Below are 19,973 nucleotides of genomic sequence, written 5' to 3'. Positions count from 1 at the left end.
GCCCGGCCGCGAGCCGGCCGCACCGGGGCCACCGGGACCGCGGGCCGCGGCGATGTCCCCGCCACATCGCCGCGGCGCCGGCCGCCCACTGACCGGCACCCCGGCGAGCCCGGCCGGCGGCAGGATCCCCTGCCGCCGGCCGCGCCGGTGTGGGACCGCTCGAGGCAGGCCCGACGGGCGTCACTTCACGGATCCGGCCATCGCCCCCTGGACGAAGAACCGCTGGAAGCAGAGGAACACCGCGACGGGGACCACGAGGGACAGGAACGCGCCGGGCGCGAGGATGTCCATGTTGCTGCCGAACTGCCGCATCTGGGACTGCAGGTAGACGGTCAGCGGCTGCGAGTCGTTGCCGGCGAAGATCAGCGCCACCAGCATGTCGTTCCAGACCCAGAGGAACTGGAAGATGCACAGCGAGGCGACGGCCGGCGCGGCGAGCGGCAGGGCGAGCGTACGGAAGATCCGCCACTCCCCGCAGCCGTCCACCCGGGCCGCCTCCAGGAGTTCCGCGGGGATCTCCAGGAAGTGGTTGCGCATCAGGAACACCGCGAACGGCAGCCCGTAGCCGACGTGGAACAGCACCACGCCGGGGATGGTGCCGAACAGTCCGACGGCGCCCTCCAGTTTGGCGACCGGGATCAGGCCGACCTGGACCGGCACGACCAGCAGCCCGACCACGCCGAGGAAGACGGCGTCCCGCCCGGGGAAGCGCATCCAGGCGAAGGCGTACCCGGTGCCCGCGGCGAGGGCGACGGTCAGCAGGGTCGCCGGGACGCTGATGAGCACGGTGTTCCACAGCGCCTTGGGCACGTCGTCGCCGCCGAGCAGCGCGGTGTAGTTCTGCAGGGTGAGCTGGGCGGGCTCGGTCAGTGCCGTCCACCAGCCGCCGGTGGCGGCGAGCTGTTTGGGCCGCAGCGAGGAGACCAGCAGGCCGACGGTGGGCACCAGCCAGGCGACGGCCGCCACGATCAGCACGGTCTGCACGAGGCCGTTGCGGGTGAGGGCGGCGAGCCGGGTCGTGAGCGGCACGGCGGGCCGGCCGGCGGGCACCGGCGCGGTGCCGGCGGGGGCGGCCGGGGCCGCCTGGGTGGTGGTCATGCGCGGCTCCCTCGGAAGCGTCGGACGTTGAGGAGCATCACCGGGACGACCAGGAGCAGCAGCAGGACGCTGAGCGCGCTGCCGAGGCCCTGGTCGTTGCCGCCCCCGAAGGAGACCAGGTAGAGCCGGAGCGCGAGCACGCTCGCGTCCTGCTGCACCGGCCCGGGCGCGATGATGTAGACGAGGTCGAAGATCTTCATCGCGTTGATGACCATGGTGATGAACACGACGCCGAGGACCGGGGCGAGTTGGGGCACGGTGATGCGGCGGAAGATCTGCCACTCGCCGGCGCCGTCGAGCCGGGCGGCCTCGATGGTCTCGCGCGGCAGGTTGGCCAGGCCGCCGGCGATGATGACCATGGCGAAGCCGGCCCAGATCCAGGTGTAGGCGCCGATGATGGCAGGGGTGATGAACGTCGGCCCGAGCCAGTCGACGCCGCGGTAGGGGGCGGCGAAGTCGGCCGCCGGCAGCACCACCGAGGTGGTGGCGGAGGGCGCCGCCGAGAACCGGAAGGTGCCGTCGTCGGCCGTGGTCGTGGTGGCGATCGTCCGGTCGCCGTCGCGGAGTTGGACCTCGATGCCGGGCAGGCCGCGCTTCCCGGCGTCCAGCTGGCCGGGGTGGCCGCCGCCGCCCGGGACGAAGTCCAGGAACACCGTGCCGCTGACCCCGTCACCGCCGGCCGGCTCCTGGGCCGTCCGGGCGGTGGCCGGGAGCGCGCCGGGCTGGACGCCGACCAGCGGCAGCAGCACGACCCGCGTGGCGGCGGGCGCCCGGACGTCGCCCCCCTCGGCGCGGTCGAGGCCGACGCCGGGCCGCGGCCGGGCGCCCGGGTAGGTCGGCCCGTCGTCGAAGGTGTCGTGGACGGCGACCGCGGCGGCGTTGAGCACCCCGCGCTGCGGGTCCGCGTCGTACACGGTGCGGAAGATGATCCCGGCGGCGAGGAAGGAGATCGCCATCGGCATGAAGACGAGCAGTTTGAACGCGGTGGCCCAGCGGATCCTCTCGGTCAGCACCGCGAACACCAGGCCGACCGCGGTCACCAGCGCCGGGGCGACGGCGACCCAAATCGCGTTGTTGCGCACGGCGGTGAGGGTGGCGTGGTCGGTGAAGGCGGTGCCGTAGTTGTCGAGCCCGACGAAGTGGTCACCGGAGGCGTCGAAGAGGCTGCGCGCCACCGAGAAGCCGATGGGGTAGACCACGAGGGCGCCGAGCAGCAGCAGGGTGGGCAGGACGAAGAGCAGGGCGAGGCCCCGGTGGCGCCGGAGGGCGCCACCGGATGCCCGGCCCCTGCGGGGTGAGCGCAGAGACATCGGGGATCAGCCCTTGTAGGCCTTGGCCGCGTCGGCTTCGAGCCTGGCCGCGGCGCCCTGGACGTCGGAGGGGTTGGCGAGGAAGTCCTGGAGGTCCTTCCACTCGCCCTGGCCCGCGGTGCCGCCGAACGCCGCGGGCGCCTGGTCCGACATGTCGAAGCGGAACGCGTCGCCGGCGTCGATCACCGACTTGGCGAACTGCCGGGTGGTGTCGTCGGGGTAGGCCGCGAGGTCGACCGCCTTGTTGGGCGAGATGAAGCCGCCCGCCCTGGCCCAGACGGCCGCGGCCTCGGGGCCGGCCAGGAACTCGACGAACTTCTGCGCGGCCTCGGCGTGCTTGGCGCCCTTGAGGACGACCGCCGCGTCGCCGGCGCCCACCACCGGGGCCTTGCCGCCGTCCACGGCGGGGAAGGGGAACACCTTGGCGTCGGTGCCGACCTGCTTCTTCAGCTCGGAGGCGATGACCCCGCCGACGAAGTCGCCCTCGTAGGTCATGGCGGCCTTGGGCTGCGCTCCGAAGACCTGCTGGACGGAGGTGGGGAAGTCGGTCTGCAGCGCGCCCTGCCCGCCGCCCGCGACGAGTTGCCGGTCGCCGAAGACCTTGCCGAGGGTGGTCAGCGCCTTGACGACCGACGGGTCGGTCCACGGGATCTCGTGCCGGGTGAGCTTGTCGTAGAGCTCCGGTCCGGCCTGGGAGAGGTAGACGTTCTCGAACCAGTCGGTCAGCGGCCAGCCGGCCTGGCCCGCGACGGAGAAGGCCGGGGTGCCGGAGTCGGAGAGCGTCCGGCCGGCCTTGAGCAGCTCGTCGAGGGTGGCCGGGGGCTGGACACCAGCACTCTGGAAGGCGGTGGGGCTGTACCAGACGGTCGACTTGTCGGCGGCCTTGAAGTAGAGCCCGTACTGGGTGCCGTTGACGGTGCCGAGGCTGGACCAGATGCCGGCGTAGTTCTTCTTCGCCGCCTCGGTGACGGCGGGCGAGAGCGGCGCCAGCCAGCCCTTGTCGGCGAACTGCTTGATCACGCCGGGCTGGGCGACCATGACCACGTCCATCGGGTCGCCGCCCTCGATCTTGCTGCCCACCACGGTGGAGAGGTTGTCACCGGTGGAGGTGTAGCTGACGGTGGCGCCGGTCTTCGCGGTGAAGGCGTCCAGCACCTTCTTGAAGTTCTCCTGCTCGGCGCCGCTCCAGACGGCGGCGACGGTCAGGCTCTGGCCCTTGAGTTCCTGGGTGGCGGAGTCGGCGGCGCCGCCGCCACCGCCGCTGCCGCAGGCGGTCGCGGTGGCGGCCAGGACGACGGAGGCGGCCAGGGCGGGGAGGATGCTGCGGAGTCTCATCGTCGGGTCTTCCTTCGTGGGGTGGGTGGGGTTCACGAGGTAGTGACTGGTCGTCAGGTACGGCTGAGTGCGGTGGGGTCGATCCACCAGGCGGCGGTGGCGGGCGGCAGGACGCCGCCACCGCACGGGCCGCTGGCCAGCAGGGGCGGACCGGCGACCGGGGCCGGCGCGGGGGTGTCGCCGAAGTTGACGGCGCACACCAGTCCTTCGCCGCGGACGAACGCGAGGACGCCGGGCGGGGTCTCCAGCCAGCGCAGCGTGCCCTCGCCGAGCTGCGGGAGTTCCCGGCGCAGCTGCAGGGCGGTGCGGTACAGGTGGTACACGGATCCGGCGTCGGCCCGCTGCCGCTCGGCCGTGTGGGCGGCGAAGGCGGCCGGCTGCGGCAGCCAGGGGGCGGCCGGGCTGCCGGCGGGGCTGAAGCCGTACGGGGCCTCGGTGCCCGACCAGGGCAGTGGTATCCGGCAGCCGTCGCGGATCCCGGTCCGGCTGCCGGTCCGGCGGAAGATCGGGTCGGTGATCAACTCGTCCGGCAGGTCGAGGACTTCGGGCAGTCCGAGTTCCTCGCCCTGGTAGACGTAGGCGGCTCCGGGCAGGGCCAGCATCAGCAGGGCGGCCGCCCTGGCCCGGGCCGGGCCGGAGGCCCCGCCCTCCCCCGCGAACCGGCTCACCGTGCGGACCTGGTCGTGGTTGTTGAGCACCCAGGTGACGGTGGATCCGGTGGCGGCGATGTCCCGCACGGCGTCGTCGATGACCCGGTGGAAGTGCGCGCGGTCCCACGGCGCGTGCAGCAGGTGGAAGAAGAAGGCCTGGTGCAGTTCGTCGGGGCGCACGTACAGCGCCTGTTCGGCCGGCGTGGGCACGGAGGCCTCGCCGACCAGCAGCCGCTGCTGACCGTCGCGGGCGGTGTACTCCTCGCAGATCGCGCGCCACCGGCGCCAGATGCCGTGCACTTCGGGCTGGTTCCAGGCCAGCGGGTTGACCGAGTCGCGGGTGCGCTCGTCCGCCTCCGGGTCGGGCGAGTCCGGCAGCTCGGGGTGCTTGTACAGCCCGGCCGCCACGTCGATCCGGAAGCCGTCGACGCCGCGGTCCAGCCAGAACCGCAGCACCTCCTCGAAGTGGGCGGCGACGTCGGGGTTGCGCCAGTTGAAGTCCGGCTGCTCCGGGGTGAACAGGTGGAGGTACCACTGGCCGGGCCGCCCGTCCGCCTCGGTGACCCGGCTCCAGGCCGGACCGCCGAACATCGCCCGCCAGTTGTTGGGCGGCAGTCCACCGTCCTCGCCGCGCCCGTCGGCGAAGTGGAACCTCGCCCGCTCGGGGCTGCCGGGGCCGTTGGCCAGCGCCTTCTGGAACCACGGGTGATCACTTGAACAGTGGTTGGGGACGACGTCCAGGACCAGCTTGAGGCCGAGCAGCCGGCAGTCCGCCACCAGGCGGTCGAACTCGGCGAGGTCTCCGTAGACCGGGTCGACGGCGCAGTGGTCGGCGATGTCGTACCCGTGGTCGTGCTGGGGGGAGACGTAGAACGGGTTGAGCCAGACGCCGTCGGCGCCCAGCTGCCGCACGTGGTGCAGCCGTTCCCGGACGCCGGCGAGGTCGCCGACGCCGTCGCCGTCGGTGTCGCGGAAGCTGCGCACGTAGATCTGGTAGATCACGGCGTCGCGCCACCAGGCACGGGCGGCCGGGGCGGAGGTGGGGGCATGCCGACGAGCGCGCGGAAGGGTGACCGCGTCGCCGTCGGAGAGGGTGGGGTTGGGCATCTCGCTACTCCAACGGTTATGCATTCGCGTTAGGTATAGCAGGCGGAGACGTCCGCTGTTAAGCCCTTGTTTAACGAGGTTTCCCAGGAGTTACGAGGCGATGCGCCCGGCTCGGGGATAGATACATGTTAGGTATCGGCGAGGAAGGGCCGGGCACGTGGGGCCCGCAGGCCCCGACGGCGTCGGCTCAGCCGACGATGGCGCGCAGGTCGGCGGCCAGCCGGGGCAGCGCCGCCTCGGCGGTCCGACGGCCCGACACGACCTCGAACGCCGTCTCGCTGAACGCGAGGCTCAGCTGCTGGTACTGCGGGACGCCGGGGCGCGCCCCGGCCGCCAGGATCGCCGTGCGCAGCACGGGCAGGTACGGGAACCGGGCCGTCAGGTCCGGATCCGCGTAGAGATCGGCCCAGACCGGCGGCAGCCCGCCGTCGGTCAGCACCCGGTACTGCGCCCGTCGGCTCGTCAGGTAGGCGATCAACGCCCGCGCGGTGCGCTGGCGCCGGGAGAACCGGCTGACCGCCAGCCCCGAGCCGCCCAGCACACCGCTGCCGGGCCCGTTGGGGCCGGGCAGCGGCACCACACCGAACCGGCCCGCCACCGGCGAACCGGCCGCACCGACCGCGTGGTAGACGTACGGCCAGTTCCGCAGGAAGAGCAGGCCGCCCCGGCCGAACGCCTCGCGGGACTCCTCCTCGCGGTAGCCGAGCACCTCGGGCGGGATCCAGCCGTCGCGCACGCCCCCGGCCAGGAACTCCAGCCCGGCGCGGGCCTGCGGGCTGTCGACCACCACCGATCCGTCACCGGCCAGCAGGTCCCCGCCGGCCGAGCGGACGGCCTCCAGCGCGTTCACGGCGAGCCCCTCGTACGGGCTCAGCTGGCCCGCGTACCCGGCGAGCCCGTGCGCGGGCGCCAGCGTCCGCGCCTGCCGCACCAGTTCGGCCCAGGTGGTGGGCGGCTGCTCGCCGGCGGCGGCCAGCACGTCGCTGCGGTAGTACAGCAGGGCGGCGTTGGCGACGAACGGCACCGCGTACAGCGCTCCGTCGTAGCGGCCGGTCCGCACGACCGGCGGCAGGAAGCTGTCCAGGGCGAAGTCCGACTCGTCCAGCGGCACGGTCCAGCGCCGGGCCGCGAACTCGGCCGTCCACACCACGTCGAGGTTGAGCACGTCGAAGCGACTGCCGCCGGCCGCCGACTCCCCGGCGAGCTGGGCGTGCACCTCGTCCGCCGCCTCGGGCAGCTCGACCAGCTCGGCGGGCTGGTCCGGGTGCTCGGCGTTCCAGTCGGCCAGCAGCCCGCGCAGGTAGCGCGTGGTGTCCCGGCCGGTGGCCAGCGTGACCGGCCCGACGCCGTCCGGATCGCCCGCCGCCTCCGAGCGGCCGGCCAGGCCGTACCAGGCGGACGCGCCCCCGGCCGCGAGCACCGCCGCCCCGCCCACCAGCGCGCGCGTCACGCGCCGACGGCTCGGGGCGGGCTCCGGGGCGGGCCCGTCGGGCGGCCGGTTGTCCATGGAGCTCCTTCGGTCGGCCGGCGCGGGTGGGCGCCGACGCACGTCCCTTTATACGGCCTCCCTGCTCGCGGGTGCCCACCTGCCCGTACTGTGTGACCGAGGTGTAACCAGCGACTTCGATCGGACAGGAAGAGGTGACGCCCGGTGCGCCATCAGCTGCTGGCGCTGCTGGCCCGGCAGCCCGCCTACGGGTACGAGCTCAAGCAGGGCCTTGAGCAGACCTTCGGCGCGGCGTACCCTCAGCCGAACATCGGCCAGATCTACGTGACCCTGAGCCGACTGGAGAAGTCCGGCCTGATCCGCGGCACCGAGGTGACGCAGGAGGGCAGGCCGGACAAGAAGGTCTACGAGATCACGGAGAAGGGCACCGAGGAACTCGCCGGCTGGTTCGAGGCACCGACCGAGGGGCCCCGGGTCAGGGACGAGTTCTTCATGAAGCTCATCCTGGCCGAAGGCACCGACCTCGCCGACCAGCTGACGCTGATCAACAACCAGCGCCGGCACTGCATCAACATGATGCGCGGACTCAACAAACTGGCCGCCACCGAGCGCGGCAATCGGACCTCGCTGCTGCTGATCGAGGGTGCCGTCCTGCACCTGCAGGCCGACCTCGACTGGCTGGAGCGTTGCCAGGAGGAGCTCACATGACCGGCGCGGAGCCCACCCCGCCGCCGCTGCTGGCCGCCGACGCCCTGGTGCGCTCGCACCTGAGCGGCTCGACCCTGATACCCGCGGTGCGCGGCGTCAGCCTGCGCGTCGACCGGGGCGAGTTCGTCGCCGTCACCGGCCCGTCGGGCGCCGGCAAGTCCACCCTGCTGCACCTCCTCGGCGGCCTGCTGCGGCCCGACCAGGGCGAGCTGTGGCTCGACGGCCGCCGGGTCGACCGCCTGCGCGAGGCCGCCTGGGCCCGCCTGCGCCGCCGCCGGTACGGCATCGTCTTCCAGAGCGGCAACCTGCTTCCCGACTTCTCCGTCGCCGACAACATCGAACTGACCGCGGTGCTCGCGGGCATGTCCGGACGCACCGCCCGCGAACGCCGCGAGGAGCTCCTGGCGGACCTCGGCCTCGCCCACAAGGCCGCCGCCGGGCCCGGGGAGCTCTCCGGCGGTGAGCGCCAGCGGGTCGCCCTGGCCCGCGCCCTGGTCAACCGGCCGCAGCTGCTCCTCGCCGACGAGCCGACCGGCAACCTCGACAGCCGCAGCACCCGCGACGTCCTCGCCCTGCTCAGCCGCTACCACGAACAGGGCACCACCATCGTGCTGGTCACCCACGACGCCCGGGCGGCGAGCACCGCCGACCGGGTCGTCAGCCTCTTCGACGGCCGGATCGCCGACGACGCCCGGGTGGAGGAACCCCCGGCCGCGTGGCGCAGCGCCCACGGGGTCCGCGACGTCATCGACTTCGGCGGGTGAGCCGGTGCGCGCGCTCCTCCGCTGGATCCGGGCCGACCTGCGCTCGCACCGCGTCCACGCCCTGCTGATCGTCCTCGCCACCGGCGGCACCGTCGCCGCCCTGCTGCTCGCCGGCGCGCTGCTCGGCGTCGCCGCCGACCCGTGGCAGCGGCAGTTCCGGGACGCCGGTTCGCCCCACGTCAGGATCGACCTGCGCCCGTCCGCGGCCGCCGCGGGCGGTACCGGCGAACCGTCGGCCGCCGTGCTCGCCCGCGAACCCGGTGTGCTCGCGGTCTCCCCGCCCCAGCACACCGCCGAGACCACGCTGGTCGGGCGGCGCGCCGACGGCGCCGCCTCGGCGGGGGGCACCGACCGCACCCCGTTGGTGCTGCGCGGCGACACCCCGGGGGCGGCCCGCCCGCTGCTGCGGTCCGGGAGCTGGCTCGACCCCGGCGACGCCCACGGCATCGTGCTCGAACAGTCCGCGGCCGACGCCGCCTGGGCCCGCCCCGGGGACCGACTGACCGTCCTCGACGGCCACGGCCAGGCCGTGGAGCTGCGGGTCCTCGGCATCGCGGACAGCCCCGACCAGCTACCGAGCCCGGCCGCGGGGTACGACCTCGGCTGGGCCCTCCCCGCCACCCTCGACCTGGTCCAGCCGGACCGCGCGGCGCAGGGCCTCACCGTCGGACTGCGGCTGGCCCACCCCTCCGACGCCGGGTACACGGCCCAGCGGGTGGTCAGCGTCCTGGGGGCCGAGCGGGTCTCCCGGATCACCACCTGGCTGGACGCGCGGGCCGCGCGGCAGCAGGACGACCGGCTGGCCGGCCTGCTGCTCGGACTCAGCGGACTGGCCGCGCTGCTCTCCGCCGCCCTCGCGGTGGCCGGCGCGGCCGGCGCGCGGATCAGGGCCAGGACCGGCGACATCGCCCTGCTCAAGGCGCTCGGGTTCACCGCCGGCCAGGTCGCCTGGATGTTCATCGCCGAACAGCTGCTGCTGGCCGGTACCGGAGTCGTGCTCGGCGCCGGCGGTGCCGCGCTCGCCGCGCACGCCGTCCCGGCCCTCGGCGGCGGGACGGACGCGCTCCACCGGCTCGTCCCCGGCGGCACGGCGACCACCGGCGCCGTCGTCGCCGCCGCGCTCCTCGCCATCGGGGCCGCCGCCGCGCTGCCCGCGCTGCGCGCCGCCCGGGTCGCCCCGGTCCCCCCGACGGACGGCACCCGGCCGCCCGCCATGACGGCCCGGCCGGTCCGGCTGGGCCTGCTCCGGCGGCTGCCGCCGGCCCTCGTCCTCGGACTCGGCAGCGTCCTGCGCCGGCGCTCGGACCTGGTCGTGAGCGCCGTCCGGCTGACCGTCCCGGTCGTCGCCGCGACCCTGGCCCTGAGCACCTGGGCCACCCTCGACGCCGTCACCGGTCCCGACGGCGGCGCCACCGTCCCGTCCGTCACCGCCCGCCGGACCGCCCCGGAGCAGACGCCCGGCGACGGGCAGCTCGCCGGTGCCCTGGCCGCCGACGCCGCCGTGCGGGGCGTCTACCCGGGCGCGGAGCTGCAGGCCCTCGCGCCCGGCCAGTCCGCGACGCTCACGCTGCGGGCCGTCGGCACCACCGACGCGCCGTACCCGTACACCGTCGTCGAGGGCCGGGCGATCCGCGCGACCGACGAGGCGGTCGCCGGCCAGGGCGCGCTCGACCTGCTCGGCGCCCGGGTCGGCCAGTGGGTGCGGCTCACCACCGGCGGCACCCCGCGCATCCTGCACATCGTCGGGCGCGATCTCGAACCCGAGCACGGCGGCCGCGTCCTGTCCACCGGCTTCGACACCCTCGACCGGCCCGGCGACCCGACGCACCCCGACTTCTGGCGACTCGCCCTGCGCCCCGGCCAGGACCCGGCCGCGGTCCAGCGTGACCTCCCGGCCCGCGCCGGCCTCGCCGGGCAGGTGGAGATCCGCCTGCCGAGCGGTCCGGTCACCAGGCCCGGCGCCCTGCGGGCCAGCGTGGTCGGCCTCCTGCTCGTGCTCGCCCTCATCTGCCTGGTCGACCTGCTCACCACGGCCGCGGCCGGCTTCCACGAGCGCCGCCGGGACCTCGGGCTGCTCAGGGCGATCGGCCTGACGCCGGGCCAGTCCGCCGTCGTGCTGGCCGTCCGGGGGACGGCCATCGCCCTGGTCACGGTCGCCGTCGGCTCGGCCGTCGGCATCCCGCTCGTCCGCCGGCTCCTGGACCGGCAGGGCGAGCTGGGCGGCATCGGCGCGGGCATCGCCCGCGCGCCGTCGGCCTGGACGGTTCTCGCCATGGCCGCCGTCTGCGCCACCACGGCCGCCGCCCTCTGCGCGCTCCCGGTGCTGCGCGTCCCCCCGCCCGCCCGCACCCCGGACGGCGCGGGCCGGTAGCCCTCCCGGGCCCCTGCCCGCTCAGCACCGACGCTCCGCCGCCCGAGGGGTGGGCGGCGGAGCGCGGGTGGGTGGTGCGGGACCGGGGGCTAGAAGGTGAGGTTCCAGGCGTCGATGATGCCGGTGTCGCCGGCGGCGCCGTCCTTGACGCGGAGCTTCCAGGTGCCGTTCGCCGCGTTGGCGGAGGCGTTGACGGTGTAGGTCTTGGCGACGTCGTCGGTGCTGTCGCTGTCCGGGAAGTCCTCCAGGAGGCGGACCGTGCCGTCGGGGGCGACCAGCGAGACGACCAGGTCACCGCGGTAGGTGTGCTTGATGTCCACGCCGACCTTGAGGGTGGCCGGGGCGTTGCCGCTCACGCCCGTCACGGTGATCGGGCTCTCCACGGTGGTGTTGTCGGTGATCGCCACGTCGGTGAGGTTCTCGAAGTACTTGCCGGCCGGCGGGGTGGTGCCGACGGCCTTCAGCGCGTCGACCTGGCCCTCCCCGAAGAACGCGTTGTTGGCGGTCGTGCCGGTGCAGCGGCCGTCCGAGGCCGGGCAGGCCAGGTCGTTGGCCTGGGCGGCCAGCTTGGCCCGGATGTCGGCCGGGGTGAACGCCGGGTTGGTGCTCGCGATCAGCGCGGCCACGCCGGTGACGTGCGGGGAGGCCATCGAGGTGCCGCTCTTGGTGCCGTACTTGCCGCCGGGCAGGGTGGAGTAGACGCCGGTGGCGCCGTCCCCGCCGGGCGCCGCGACGTCGATGACGCCCCGGCCGAAGTTGGAGTAGGAGGCCTTGCCGCTGCCGCTGCCCGTGGCAGCGACGGTCACCACGCCCGGAAGTTCGGTGGGGATGTCGAGGCAGGCGTTGCTGATGGTCCGGGTGACCGGGGTGGAGTCGTTGGGGCTCTCCGTGTCGGTCGTCTTGTCGGCCAGGTCGTAGTTCGCGTTGCCGGCCGCGGCGACCTGCAGCGAGCCCTTGCCCTCGGCGTACTCCTGGGCGCGCTTCACGCCCTCGATGATGGCCGCCTGGTCGAGGTCGTTCGGGCAGTTGAACTGCCACGGGTCGGTGTAGTAGCTGTTGTTGGTCACCTTGAAGCCGTGGTCACCGGCCCAGACGAACCCGCACACCGTGTTCTCGGCGTAGAAGAGGGTGCTGGTCGGCTCGGCGATCCGGACCGAGGCGATCTTCACGCCCGGCGCGACGCCGATGACGCCCTTGCCGTTCTTGGCGGCCGCGATGGTGCCGGCGACGTGGGTGCCGTGGGTGTCCACGTCGCGCCAGGCGCCGGTGCGGGTGTCGGCCTTGCCGTAGGCGCAGGAGACCGAGTCGGCGGCGTCGAAGTTCGGGGCGAGGTCCTGGTGCTGGTCGTCCACGCCGGTGTCGAGCACGCCGACCTTGACGGTGGGAGAACCGGTGGTCACCGCCCAGGCCTGGTCGGCCTTGATCTGGGTCATGTCCCAGCGGTTGGACTCGGTGAGGGTGGTGGCCGCCTGGGCCGGGTTGGCCGGCAGCGCCGGGCCGTACGCGTCGGCGGGCACGTCGGAGGTGCGGGTCGCGCCGACCTGCTGGATGCCGGTGACGCCGCGCAGGGCGGCGGCGAAGCCGGCCGTGGTGGAGTGGGCGACGATGACGCCGATCGCGTCGTAGCTCGCGAAGACCGTGCCGCCCTTCGCGGCGACGGCGGCCTTGGCGGCGGCGACGTCGGCGGGCGCGCTGATCACCAGGTAGGCGCGGGTCCCGGCGGCCCAGCCGGCGGCCGCGGCCTGCGGGGCGGTGGCGGCCTGCGGGGCGGCGGGCGCACCGGCCGTGGGGGCTTCCGCCGTCACCGGGGCGGTGGCCGTCGGGCCGGTGGGGGTGATGGTCGCCGGGGCGGCGGTCGCGAGTGCCGTGGGGGTGGCGAGGGCCATGGCCGAGAGCACGGCGAGAGCGGCGGCCGGGCGGCCCAGCCGCCGGGATATCAGGGGTGACACTTGTCCTCCGATCGGCCCGTGCGTGAGGGGATCGCACGGGGTTTGAACGCAACATGCCAGAACAGTGAGCGTTCGGGGAAGGCTTTGCGCATGACGACTTGTCACAGCGGTGTCAACATTTGATGTCGCGGCCGGACCGGGCGGTCAAACCGGTGGAATCCGGTCCGTCAGCGCAGGGCGGCCGGGGACTCCGCGTCGCGGGCCAGCAGGGCGGGCCGGCCCCCGCCGTCGGCGGGCACGGTCCAGACGTCCGCACCAGAGCCGTCGTGCGGCAACCCGTAGGCGACCGTGGCGTCGTCCAGCCAGGCCGGCTGGTCGTCGACGCTGCGGGTCTCGGCCAGGGCCAGCTCGGCGAGATCGGCCAGGCGCAGCACGCTGAGCCGCCAACCGCCGTCCGGAAGGCGGCGCTTGAAGGCCAGCCGGGTGCCGTCGGGGGACAGCGACGGGCACTCCACGTCGTCCCTGACGGTCCGCAGACTGCGGGCGGTGAAGTCGCCCGCCACCAGGGAGCGGTGGCCGCCGGCCGACATGGTGGCGTAGAAGCGGTTGTCGTCGACGGTGAAGGTGACGCCCCAGAAGTTGGCGTCCCCGGCGGGCTCGTGACCGTCGACCGCGAAGTCCTCCAGGTTGCCGACGAGGGTGTCGGTGCGGGTGTCCAGGATGCCGGAGCGGGTGGAGAACCGTCCGCCGTTGTAGGAGTCACCGGTGACGAACACCGTCCAGGAGACCATCCGCCCGCTGGTGGAGACCCTGGCCCGGCTGGGGACGCCGTTCAGCGGCAGGCTGGTCCGCTCGCGCAGGTCGCGGTCGACGACGGTGACCTGGTAGGCGCCCGGGCTCTCGCGCAGGCACACCCCCGTGCCGGCCGCCGCGTACACCCGGGCGCAGCGCAGCGCCGACTCGCTGCGCCGGCCGTCGGGGGTCTGCACGGCGAGCCGCCCGGTGCCGGTGTCGCGGATCAGCAGGCCCGGGCCGTCGAGCGTGAGGCCGGCGACCGCCGGGGCGGGTTCGGGTGCCGCCCGCAGCACGGTGTAGCCGACGGCGACGGTGGTGAGCAGCGCGGTGGCGGCGAGGGCGGTGAGGATGCGCCGGTTCAGGGCGTGTTTCACGGCGTCGGGTGTCCTTCGAGCAGGGGCACGGAGAGGGCCAGCGCGGTGGCGACGGCGACGGCGGCGCCCAGGCAGGCCGGGGCCGTGCCCCAGGTCTGCCAGGCCAGGCCGAACAGCACCGAGGAGCCGAGGCCGGCCAGCGCCTGACCGGTCTGCAGCAGCGCGAGTCCGCTGGTGCGCAGGGCGGGCGGGAGCAGCGGGCCGGCGAGCGCCATCAGGACGCCGTCGGTGGCGGCGTAGGACGCGCCGTGCAGGAGCAGGATCAGCGGGACGAGCAGCGCCGGCGAGCCGGGGCCGAGGGCGAGCAGCGACTGGATCGCGATCGTGGCGCCGTAGCCGGCCAGGATCACCGGGCGTCGGCCGGTGCGGTCGGCGAGCCGCCCCAGGGGCGCGGCCAGCACCAGGTAGGCGAGGGCGGAGCCGACGGCCAGGAGGGGGAAGGCGGTCAGCGGGAGGTCGTCGCGGCGCTGGATGAGCAGGTAGACGAAGCCGTCGCCGACGGTCGTCAGCGCGAGCAGCACGGCCGCCGCGCACAGGCCGCGGAACGGCCGGTGGCGCAGCAGGGCGAGCGCGGCGCCGGGCCTGACGCGGTCCGCCGGGAGCGGTTCGCGGTGGTCGCGGACGAACAGCGCCAGCAGCAGGACCCCCAACACGGCGAAGCAGAGGCTGACCAGGAACACCGCGTCGTAGGCGCGGCCGGAGCCCGCCAGGGCCAGGACGCCGACCGCGACCAGCGGGCCGGCGAACGCGCCGAGGCTGTCCAGGGCCCGGTGGACGCCGAAGGCCCGGCCGAGCCGGTCGGCGGGTACGGAGAGCGTGATCAGGGCGTCCCGGGGTGCGGTGCGCAGGCCCTTCCCGGTGCGGTCGACGGCGAGGACGGCGCTGATCGCCGCGGGCGTGGCGGCGGCCGCCAGCAGGCCCGCCCTGGCGAGGGCCGACAGCCCGTAGCCGATGCCGGCGACGAGCTTGCGGCGCCGGTACCGGTCGGCCGCGTAGCCTCCGAGCAGCCGGGTGAGGGCGGTGGAGCCGGCGAACAGGCCGTCCACCAGGCCGTACTGGCTCGCGCTCAGGTGGAGGCCGAGCACCAGGTAGGCGGGGAGGACGGAGCCGACCATCTCGGCGGAGACGTCGGTGACCAGGCTGACCAGACCGAGGGCGAGGACGTTGCCGGCGAGGATCCGCCGGGAGCGGTGCGCGCTGCCGGCGACCGCGGCTCCGGTGGCGGGGACCCGGGGGACGGGTGTTCCGGTGGCGGGCGCCGGGGCCCCGGCGGCGGGGGCCCCGGCTCGGGTTCTGGCGAGGTACATCAGCTGAGCGTGAGGTCGTCGAACCAGGTGACGCTGGGATCGCCCGGGTAGTCGTCGTCGTGGTTGACCAGCTCCACGGTGTAGGAGTGCCCGGGCGTCAGGACGTCGGTGACCTGCTGCCAGTCGCCGTTCGCGGTGCAGGTCCTGGGCAGCGGGGTGGTCGTCGTGCCGCTGGTGTTGTGCCGGACGACGACCGTGGCCCAGGCGTAGTCGACGCTGTCGCGGCAGTCGCCCTTCCACCAGAGGGTGAGCCGGGTGACGCCGGGCGGTGCGGTGAAGGTCTGGGAGAGGACGGAGTCGCCGTCGGTGGGGGCGGTGGATCCGACCGCGCCGCTGTAGGCGCCGGAGTGCCGGACGTCGGCGACGGCGGTGGTGCCGGTGCGGGTCCAGCCGTTGAAGGTGCCGTACTCGAAGCCGCCGTTGACGAGGCCGGCCGGCGTGGTGGGCGTCGGGGTCGGGGTCGGCGTCCCGGTGGGCGTGGGGGTCGGGGTCGGGGACGGCGAGGTGGTCCAGATGTCGGTGATCGGGGTGGCGGTCGCCGCGCGGCCGATCGGGGCGAGGCCGTAGGCGTCCTCGATCGTGCGCAGCACGTTGTAGTGGTCGATGCGCTGGGCGGAGGTGCTGCCGGGGCGCACGGGCTGGCCGACGAAGACCGTGGCGATCTGGTTGAGGGAGCTGAAGTTGTCCTCGTCGAAGGTGACGATCAGCAGGCTGTTGTGGGTCTTGGCCCACTGCGCGTAGCCGTCGAGGTGGTCGCGCAGCCAGGTGTCGCCGGTCCCGGGCGAGCAGTCGTGCATGTCGTTGCACATGTCGGGCACCACGAAGGAGACGTCCGGCAGCTTCGTGTAGTCGGTCGGGAAGGTGCTGTAGGGGACGTTGGCGGAGGCCGGGACGTTGTCGAAGTCGGCCCAGGGGTTGTGCTTGCGCACGTAGCGGCCGCTGCCGCAGCCGGTGTAGCCGGTGGCGGGCAGGCCCTCGGAGTAGCCCTTGAAGGTGAGGCCGGCGCCGATGAGCTGGCTGCCGAGGTTGGCCTTGCCGGTGAAGTCCCGCGGGCAGGAGTCGTCCTTGACGCCCTGCTGGTCCCCGGAGAACAGGGCCACGTAGTTGCCCTGGCTGGGGTGGTCGACGCCGAACGAGCGGGTGAAGCTCGCGCCCTGCTGGGCGAGGGAGTTGAGGTACGGCACGGCCGGGTTGCCGATGATCTTCGCGTAGTCCTTGTTCTCGAAGAGGACGACGACCACGTGGTCCGGTCGCGGCACCGCGGCGGCCGCGGGGGCGGCGGCGGCCGGGGCCGGGGCGGCCGCCGAGCGGGCGCCCACGGCCGCACCGGTTCCGGCGAGGGCGAGTGCGCAGGCGATCACGGCCGTGAGCACCGACCGTCCTCCCGGGGCGGCGCCGCGCCGGGGAGTGACACTACGTCTGGGGACGGCCTGACCGGCCGGCCGGGGCTGCCGTGTCCGCATGGGGGTGTTCCTCCGTCGTGGGGGCGGTTGTCGCGGACATGGTGGATGGATCCCGGCGGGAGCGCTAGCGTTCGGGTCGCCGCCGAGCGCCCCACCGCGCGGCCGCCGCCGCGGCTGCCAGGACGGACGGGCGGCCGGCGGTGGAAATCCAGTACTGGCGGGTAACCATGGGATCAGCGATCGACGACCTCGACGACCTCGCCGGCGGACTGCGCGCCGGACCCTTCCACACCGCCCTGCGCGCGGCCATCGCGTCCCGCGGGCTCGCCCTGGAGCGGCTGAGCGACCGGCTGGCCGCGGCGGGCCTGCGGGTCAGCGTCTCGACGCTCAGCAACTGGCAGCGCGGACTGAGCCGGCCCAGGCGCCCCGAGGGCCTGCGCGCGGTGGCGGCGCTGGAGGAGCTGCTCGGCCTCCCGGCGCACTCGCTCCGCGGCCTGCTCGACGAACCCGCCCACCGCGGACGCCGTCTCCCGGCCCCCGCGCCCGGCACCCCGGCGCTGCCGGCCAGCCGGCTACGGGCCCGGCTCGACGTCCCCGCCGACCCCGCGCTCGACGTCCTCGCCGTCCAGGACGACGTGACCGTCACCGAGACCGGCTGGACCTCCACCACCCGGACCGTCGTCCGCGCCCGCCGGGCCGGGGTGGACCGGCACGTCGTCCTCAGCCACGTCAGCGGCCCGGCGCTGCCCGAGATCCGGGCCGGCCGTGACTGCGCGCTCGGCCGCGTCCACGCCGACCGGGCCGCCGGACTGATCGGCGCCGAGCTCCGCTTCGGCGCGCTCGGCCCGGGCGAGACCTTCGCGGTCGAGCACGTGACGACCTCCCCCGAACCCGAGCGGTACTGCGGGCACTGGTTCCGCACCGCCGGACAGCGCTTCGACCTCACCGTCCGGTTCGCCCCCGGGCTCGGGATCCGGCGGGCCCACCGGATCTGGCGGCTCGACCCGCACCGGCCGCACAGGGACGTGGCCGGGCTCCGGCTCATCGACGGCAGGCTCGCGCACTTCGCCGACTTCGACCTCTCCCCCGGCTTCCACGGCATCCGCTGGGCGGCGTGAGCGCTCTCGTCGGTGCGAGTCGAGCGCTCGCCGGAAGGGAGAGGCCGGCCGGCGGTGCGGTCAGGCCGATCGGCGGTCCGGTCAGGCCCGCAGGCGGGCCGCCAGCACCTCCACCACGGCGTCACGCTGCTCGGCCAGGTAGAAGTGGCCGCCCGGGTAGACCCGCAGGTCGAACGCCCCGGTGGTGTGGCGCTCCCAGTCCCGCACCTCCGCCACGCTCGCGCGCGGGTCCGCGTCCCCGGTCAGCGCCGTGACCGGCACCGACACGACCGCCTCCGGCCCGCACCGGTACGTCTCCACCGCGGTGTAGTCGGCCCGCAGCGCCGGCAGGACCAGGCTCCGCAACTCCGGGTTGGCCAGCACCCGTTCGTCGGTGCCGCCGAGCCGGGCGAGTTCGTCGAACAGCTCGTCGTCGGGCAGCAGGTGCACGGACGAGTCCCGGGGCAGCGAGGGCGCGCGGCCGCCGGAGACGAACAGGTGCACCGGCCCGGCCACGCCGTCGCGCTCGAACCGGCGGGCCACCTCGAAGGAGACCAGCGTGCCCATGCTGTGCCCGAAGAACACCAGCGGCCGGTCGGCCCAGGGCAGCAACGCCTCGTGGACGCGGTCCGCGAGACCGTCGACCGAGTCGATCACCGGCTCCGCGAACCGGTTCTGCCGGCCGGGGTACTGCACGACGAGCACGTCCGCGAACGGCGACAACGCGGCCGCGTAGTCGATGAAGTAGCTCGCCGAGCCGCCCGCGTGCGGAAAGCAGACGAGCCGGACGGGCGCCGTGTCGGCGGGGTGGAAGCGACGGAACCAGTCGCTCTCGGTGGCGGTGTTGCTGCCGGCCATGCGGGACAACCTCTCTGAGTACGGTTCAGTGATCACTCTGCTCCCCCAGTGTCCCCGTCCGACCCCGCGGTTCACCAGGGAACCCCCGGGCCCGCGGCCGGGTGTCACCGGGCACGACCCGGTGGGGCGGTCAGGAGCCGGGCGCCAGCCGCCACCGGCGCTCCCCGTCCTGCCACTCCTCGGTGGGGGCGAGTCCGGCGGCCGCGGCCACGGCGGCCGAGGCCGCGTGGTCCGGGTGGAGGTGGGCGACGACGGTGTGCACCCCCTGCTGCCGCAGCCAGGTGACCAGCCCTCGGGCCGCCTCGGTCGCGATGCCGCGCCGCTGCCAGGGGGTGCCCACCACCCAGGCGATCTCCGCGCCGGCCCCGCGGTCGTCGGCGCTGATCGTCGCCTGGACCGTGCCGGTCAGACGGTCCGCTCCGCGCAGCCGGATGACCCAGTTGCACCAGGTCACGGCGGGATCGGGCGAGCCGGCGGCCCACCGTTCGTAGCGGGCGCGCAGCGCCTCCGCGGTGTCCGGGGCGCCGCCGGTGAAGGTGTGCAGGCCGGGGTCGGACAGCACCGTGGCCATCTCCTCGGCGTGCTCGGGCCGCAGCGGTACGAGGATCAAGCGGTCGGTGTGGATGGTGGCGGGCCCGAGGTCGCGCACGGTGCCTCCTGGTGGGATCGGTCGACGACGAGGTCCTGCGTCCGGGACCTCGCCTGGGACACGCCTCAACGGCCGCCACCGGGCGCGCCGAAGCGGACGGCGGGGCGGCCCCGGGAGACGCGGTCGAGCAGGAGGACGGAGGCGGCCTCGGGGGTCGGCGTCGGGGCGGCGCCCCCGGCGTGCCGGGTGAGCGCCGCGAGGAGGCGGTCGAGGCCGCGGCGGTGCCGGGCGAAGGCGCGGCGCGGGGCCCAGCGGCCGCGTTCGCGCTGGCCGGCGAGCGCGGTGACGGCGCCGACGTCCAGCAGGACGAGGTGGAGTTCACGGCCCTGGCCGGCGGCGGCGCGGGCGAGCCAGCGGCGCATCCAGGCGCGGCTGCCGCAGTCGTGCACCAGCAGCGGCCCGCCCCGGCGGACCGAGGCGCGCAGCAACCGGGCGTGTTCCAGCCGGGCCCACGGCCGGTAGACGGCGTACGGCAGGGCGGCGGGCATCACCGCCTCGCAGGCCTCGTGCACGGCCCGGGGGTCGACGGTGGCGGGCGCGTCGGCCTGGGCCGACCAGCGGCGCAGCAGGGTGCTCTTGCCGCTGCCGGGCAGGCCGGAGACGACCACGACGGCGTCCGCCGGGTAGTGGAGGGTGAAGGGTGCGCCGGCCTCACCCCGGAGATCGACCAGGCCCCGCGGTTCCATCGCTGCCTGCGCCTCCTGCCGTACGGCGGTCCGCCCGCCCGGCGTGGTCGGCCTGTCCATGCTGTTCACTCATCCCCGCTTCTGCCCGACCCGGAACGATAACAACCGCGGCGCGCCCCCGGCGC

At 74.8% G+C, this 19,973-nt stretch carries 16 protein-coding genes; 4 read left to right on the top strand and 12 right to left on the bottom strand.

Going from position 1 to position 19,973, the window contains the following annotated elements; translation table 11 throughout:
* Window positions 1-180 precede the first annotated feature (180 nt).
* From ACFVHB_RS15735 to ACFVHB_RS15715, 5 genes are all read right to left on the bottom strand, one after another.
* Window positions 181-1,098 (bottom strand): carbohydrate ABC transporter permease, encoded by a 918-nt coding sequence (locus ACFVHB_RS15735; RefSeq protein ID WP_380321189.1) that lies wholly within the window; start codon window positions 1,096-1,098, stop codon window positions 181-183.
* Window positions 1,095-2,408, bottom strand: coding sequence for a carbohydrate ABC transporter permease (locus tag ACFVHB_RS15730; protein WP_380321186.1), 1,314 nt, complete (start codon window positions 2,406-2,408; stop codon window positions 1,095-1,097). Before ACFVHB_RS15730 ends, ACFVHB_RS15735 begins: the two co-directional genes overlap by 4 nt.
* A gap of 6 nt (window positions 2,409-2,414) precedes the next feature.
* Window positions 2,415-3,743 (bottom strand): ABC transporter substrate-binding protein, encoded by a 1,329-nt coding sequence (locus ACFVHB_RS15725; protein WP_380321183.1) that lies wholly within the window; start codon window positions 3,741-3,743, stop codon window positions 2,415-2,417.
* A 53-nt stretch (window positions 3,744-3,796) separates the two neighbouring features.
* Window positions 3,797-5,500, bottom strand: coding sequence for an alpha-amylase family glycosyl hydrolase (locus ACFVHB_RS15720; protein WP_380321180.1), 1,704 nt, complete (start codon window positions 5,498-5,500; stop codon window positions 3,797-3,799).
* 187 nt (window positions 5,501-5,687) lie between these two features.
* Window positions 5,688-7,007, bottom strand: coding sequence for an ABC transporter substrate-binding protein (locus ACFVHB_RS15715; RefSeq protein WP_380321177.1), 1,320 nt, complete (start codon window positions 7,005-7,007; stop codon window positions 5,688-5,690).
* Window positions 7,008-7,151: 144 nt separating this feature from the next.
* On the opposite strand from ACFVHB_RS15715, the gene ACFVHB_RS15710 reads away from it, so the two are divergent.
* From ACFVHB_RS15710 to ACFVHB_RS15700, 3 genes are read left to right on the top strand one after another with little or no spacing between them, the layout of a single operon-like run.
* Complete coding sequence (locus tag ACFVHB_RS15710) at window positions 7,152-7,655, top strand: PadR family transcriptional regulator (RefSeq protein WP_380321174.1); 504 nt, start codon at window positions 7,152-7,154, stop codon at window positions 7,653-7,655.
* A complete protein-coding gene (locus ACFVHB_RS15705; protein ID WP_380321171.1) occupies window positions 7,652-8,419 on the top strand; it encodes an ABC transporter ATP-binding protein in 768 nt (255 codons plus the stop codon). Before ACFVHB_RS15710 ends, ACFVHB_RS15705 begins: the two co-directional genes overlap by 4 nt.
* Before the next feature lie 4 nt (window positions 8,420-8,423).
* Complete coding sequence (locus tag ACFVHB_RS15700; protein ID WP_380321168.1) at window positions 8,424-10,790, top strand: FtsX-like permease family protein; 2,367 nt, start codon at window positions 8,424-8,426, stop codon at window positions 10,788-10,790.
* 89 nt (window positions 10,791-10,879) lie between these two features.
* Here ACFVHB_RS15700 and ACFVHB_RS15695 read toward each other — a convergent pair whose 3' ends face one another.
* The 4 genes from ACFVHB_RS15695 to ACFVHB_RS15680 form a co-directional block, all read right to left on the bottom strand.
* Entirely contained in the window at window positions 10,880-12,676 is a 1,797-nt protein-coding gene (locus tag ACFVHB_RS15695) for a S8 family serine peptidase (protein WP_380321299.1), read from the bottom strand.
* Between the two features lie 230 nt (window positions 12,677-12,906).
* Window positions 12,907-13,848: a hypothetical protein gene (locus tag ACFVHB_RS15690; RefSeq protein ID WP_380321165.1), complete on the bottom strand. Its 942-nt coding sequence runs from the start codon at window positions 13,846-13,848 to the stop codon at window positions 12,907-12,909.
* Window positions 13,845-15,155 (bottom strand): MFS transporter, encoded by a 1,311-nt coding sequence (locus ACFVHB_RS15685; protein ID WP_380321162.1) that lies wholly within the window; start codon window positions 15,153-15,155, stop codon window positions 13,845-13,847. The genes ACFVHB_RS15690 and ACFVHB_RS15685 overlap by 4 nt, the downstream gene beginning before the upstream one ends.
* On the bottom strand, window positions 15,155-16,528 hold the full coding sequence (locus tag ACFVHB_RS15680) for an alkaline phosphatase family protein (protein WP_380321159.1): 1,374 nt from the start codon (window positions 16,526-16,528) through the stop codon (window positions 15,155-15,157). Before ACFVHB_RS15680 ends, ACFVHB_RS15685 begins: the two co-directional genes overlap by 1 nt.
* A gap of 257 nt (window positions 16,529-16,785) precedes the next feature.
* On the opposite strand from ACFVHB_RS15680, the gene ACFVHB_RS15675 reads away from it, so the two are divergent.
* On the top strand, window positions 16,786-17,676 hold the full coding sequence (locus ACFVHB_RS15675; RefSeq protein WP_380321156.1) for a hypothetical protein: 891 nt from the start codon (window positions 16,786-16,788) through the stop codon (window positions 17,674-17,676).
* 81 nt (window positions 17,677-17,757) lie between these two features.
* Here ACFVHB_RS15675 and ACFVHB_RS15670 read toward each other — a convergent pair whose 3' ends face one another.
* The 3 genes from ACFVHB_RS15670 to ACFVHB_RS15660 all read right to left on the bottom strand — a co-directional run bounded on the left by ACFVHB_RS15670 (window position 17,758) and on the right by ACFVHB_RS15660 (window position 19,908).
* Window positions 17,758-18,513 carry a thioesterase II family protein gene (locus tag ACFVHB_RS15670; protein ID WP_380321153.1) on the bottom strand — a complete coding sequence of 252 codons (756 nt, stop codon included), beginning with the start codon at window positions 18,511-18,513 and terminating at the stop codon, window positions 17,758-17,760.
* Between the two features lie 130 nt (window positions 18,514-18,643).
* On the bottom strand, window positions 18,644-19,162 hold the full coding sequence (locus ACFVHB_RS15665) for a GNAT family N-acetyltransferase (protein WP_380321149.1): 519 nt from the start codon (window positions 19,160-19,162) through the stop codon (window positions 18,644-18,646).
* A gap of 65 nt (window positions 19,163-19,227) precedes the next feature.
* A complete protein-coding gene (locus tag ACFVHB_RS15660) occupies window positions 19,228-19,908 on the bottom strand; it encodes an AAA family ATPase (protein ID WP_380321146.1) in 681 nt (226 codons plus the stop codon).
* Between the last annotated feature and the right edge of the window lie 65 nt (window positions 19,909-19,973).

This window comes from Kitasatospora sp. NPDC127111, assembly GCF_042677465.1.
GTDB lineage: Bacteria > Actinomycetota > Actinomycetes > Streptomycetales > Streptomycetaceae > Kitasatospora.
This window is presented reverse-complemented; position numbering and strand designations above follow the sequence as displayed.

Excerpts from the sequence above, each read along its gene's own strand:
- ACFVHB_RS15735 (WP_380321189.1), bottom strand. The coding sequence starts at position 1,098 with ATGACCACCACCCAGGCGGCCCCGGCCGCCCCCGCCGGCACCGCGCCG.
- ACFVHB_RS15730 (WP_380321186.1), bottom strand. The coding sequence starts at position 2,408 with ATGTCTCTGCGCTCACCCCGCAGGGGCCGGGCATCCGGTGGCGCCCTC.
- ACFVHB_RS15725 (WP_380321183.1), bottom strand. The coding sequence starts at position 3,743 with ATGAGACTCCGCAGCATCCTCCCCGCCCTGGCCGCCTCCGTCGTCCTG.
- ACFVHB_RS15720 (WP_380321180.1), bottom strand. The coding sequence starts at position 5,500 with ATGCCCAACCCCACCCTCTCCGACGGCGACGCGGTCACCCTTCCGCGC.
- ACFVHB_RS15715 (WP_380321177.1), bottom strand. The coding sequence starts at position 7,007 with ATGGACAACCGGCCGCCCGACGGGCCCGCCCCGGAGCCCGCCCCGAGC.
- ACFVHB_RS15705 (WP_380321171.1), top strand. The coding sequence starts at position 7,652 with ATGACCGGCGCGGAGCCCACCCCGCCGCCGCTGCTGGCCGCCGACGCC.
- ACFVHB_RS15695 (WP_380321299.1), bottom strand. The coding sequence starts at position 12,676 with ATGGCCCTCGCCACCCCCACGGCACTCGCGACCGCCGCCCCGGCGACC.
- ACFVHB_RS15685 (WP_380321162.1), bottom strand. The coding sequence starts at position 15,155 with ATGTACCTCGCCAGAACCCGAGCCGGGGCCCCCGCCGCCGGGGCCCCG.
- ACFVHB_RS15675 (WP_380321156.1), top strand. The coding sequence starts at position 16,786 with ATGGGATCAGCGATCGACGACCTCGACGACCTCGCCGGCGGACTGCGC.
- ACFVHB_RS15670 (WP_380321153.1), bottom strand. The coding sequence starts at position 18,513 with ATGGCCGGCAGCAACACCGCCACCGAGAGCGACTGGTTCCGTCGCTTC.
- ACFVHB_RS15660 (WP_380321146.1), bottom strand. The coding sequence starts at position 19,908 with ATGGACAGGCCGACCACGCCGGGCGGGCGGACCGCCGTACGGCAGGAG.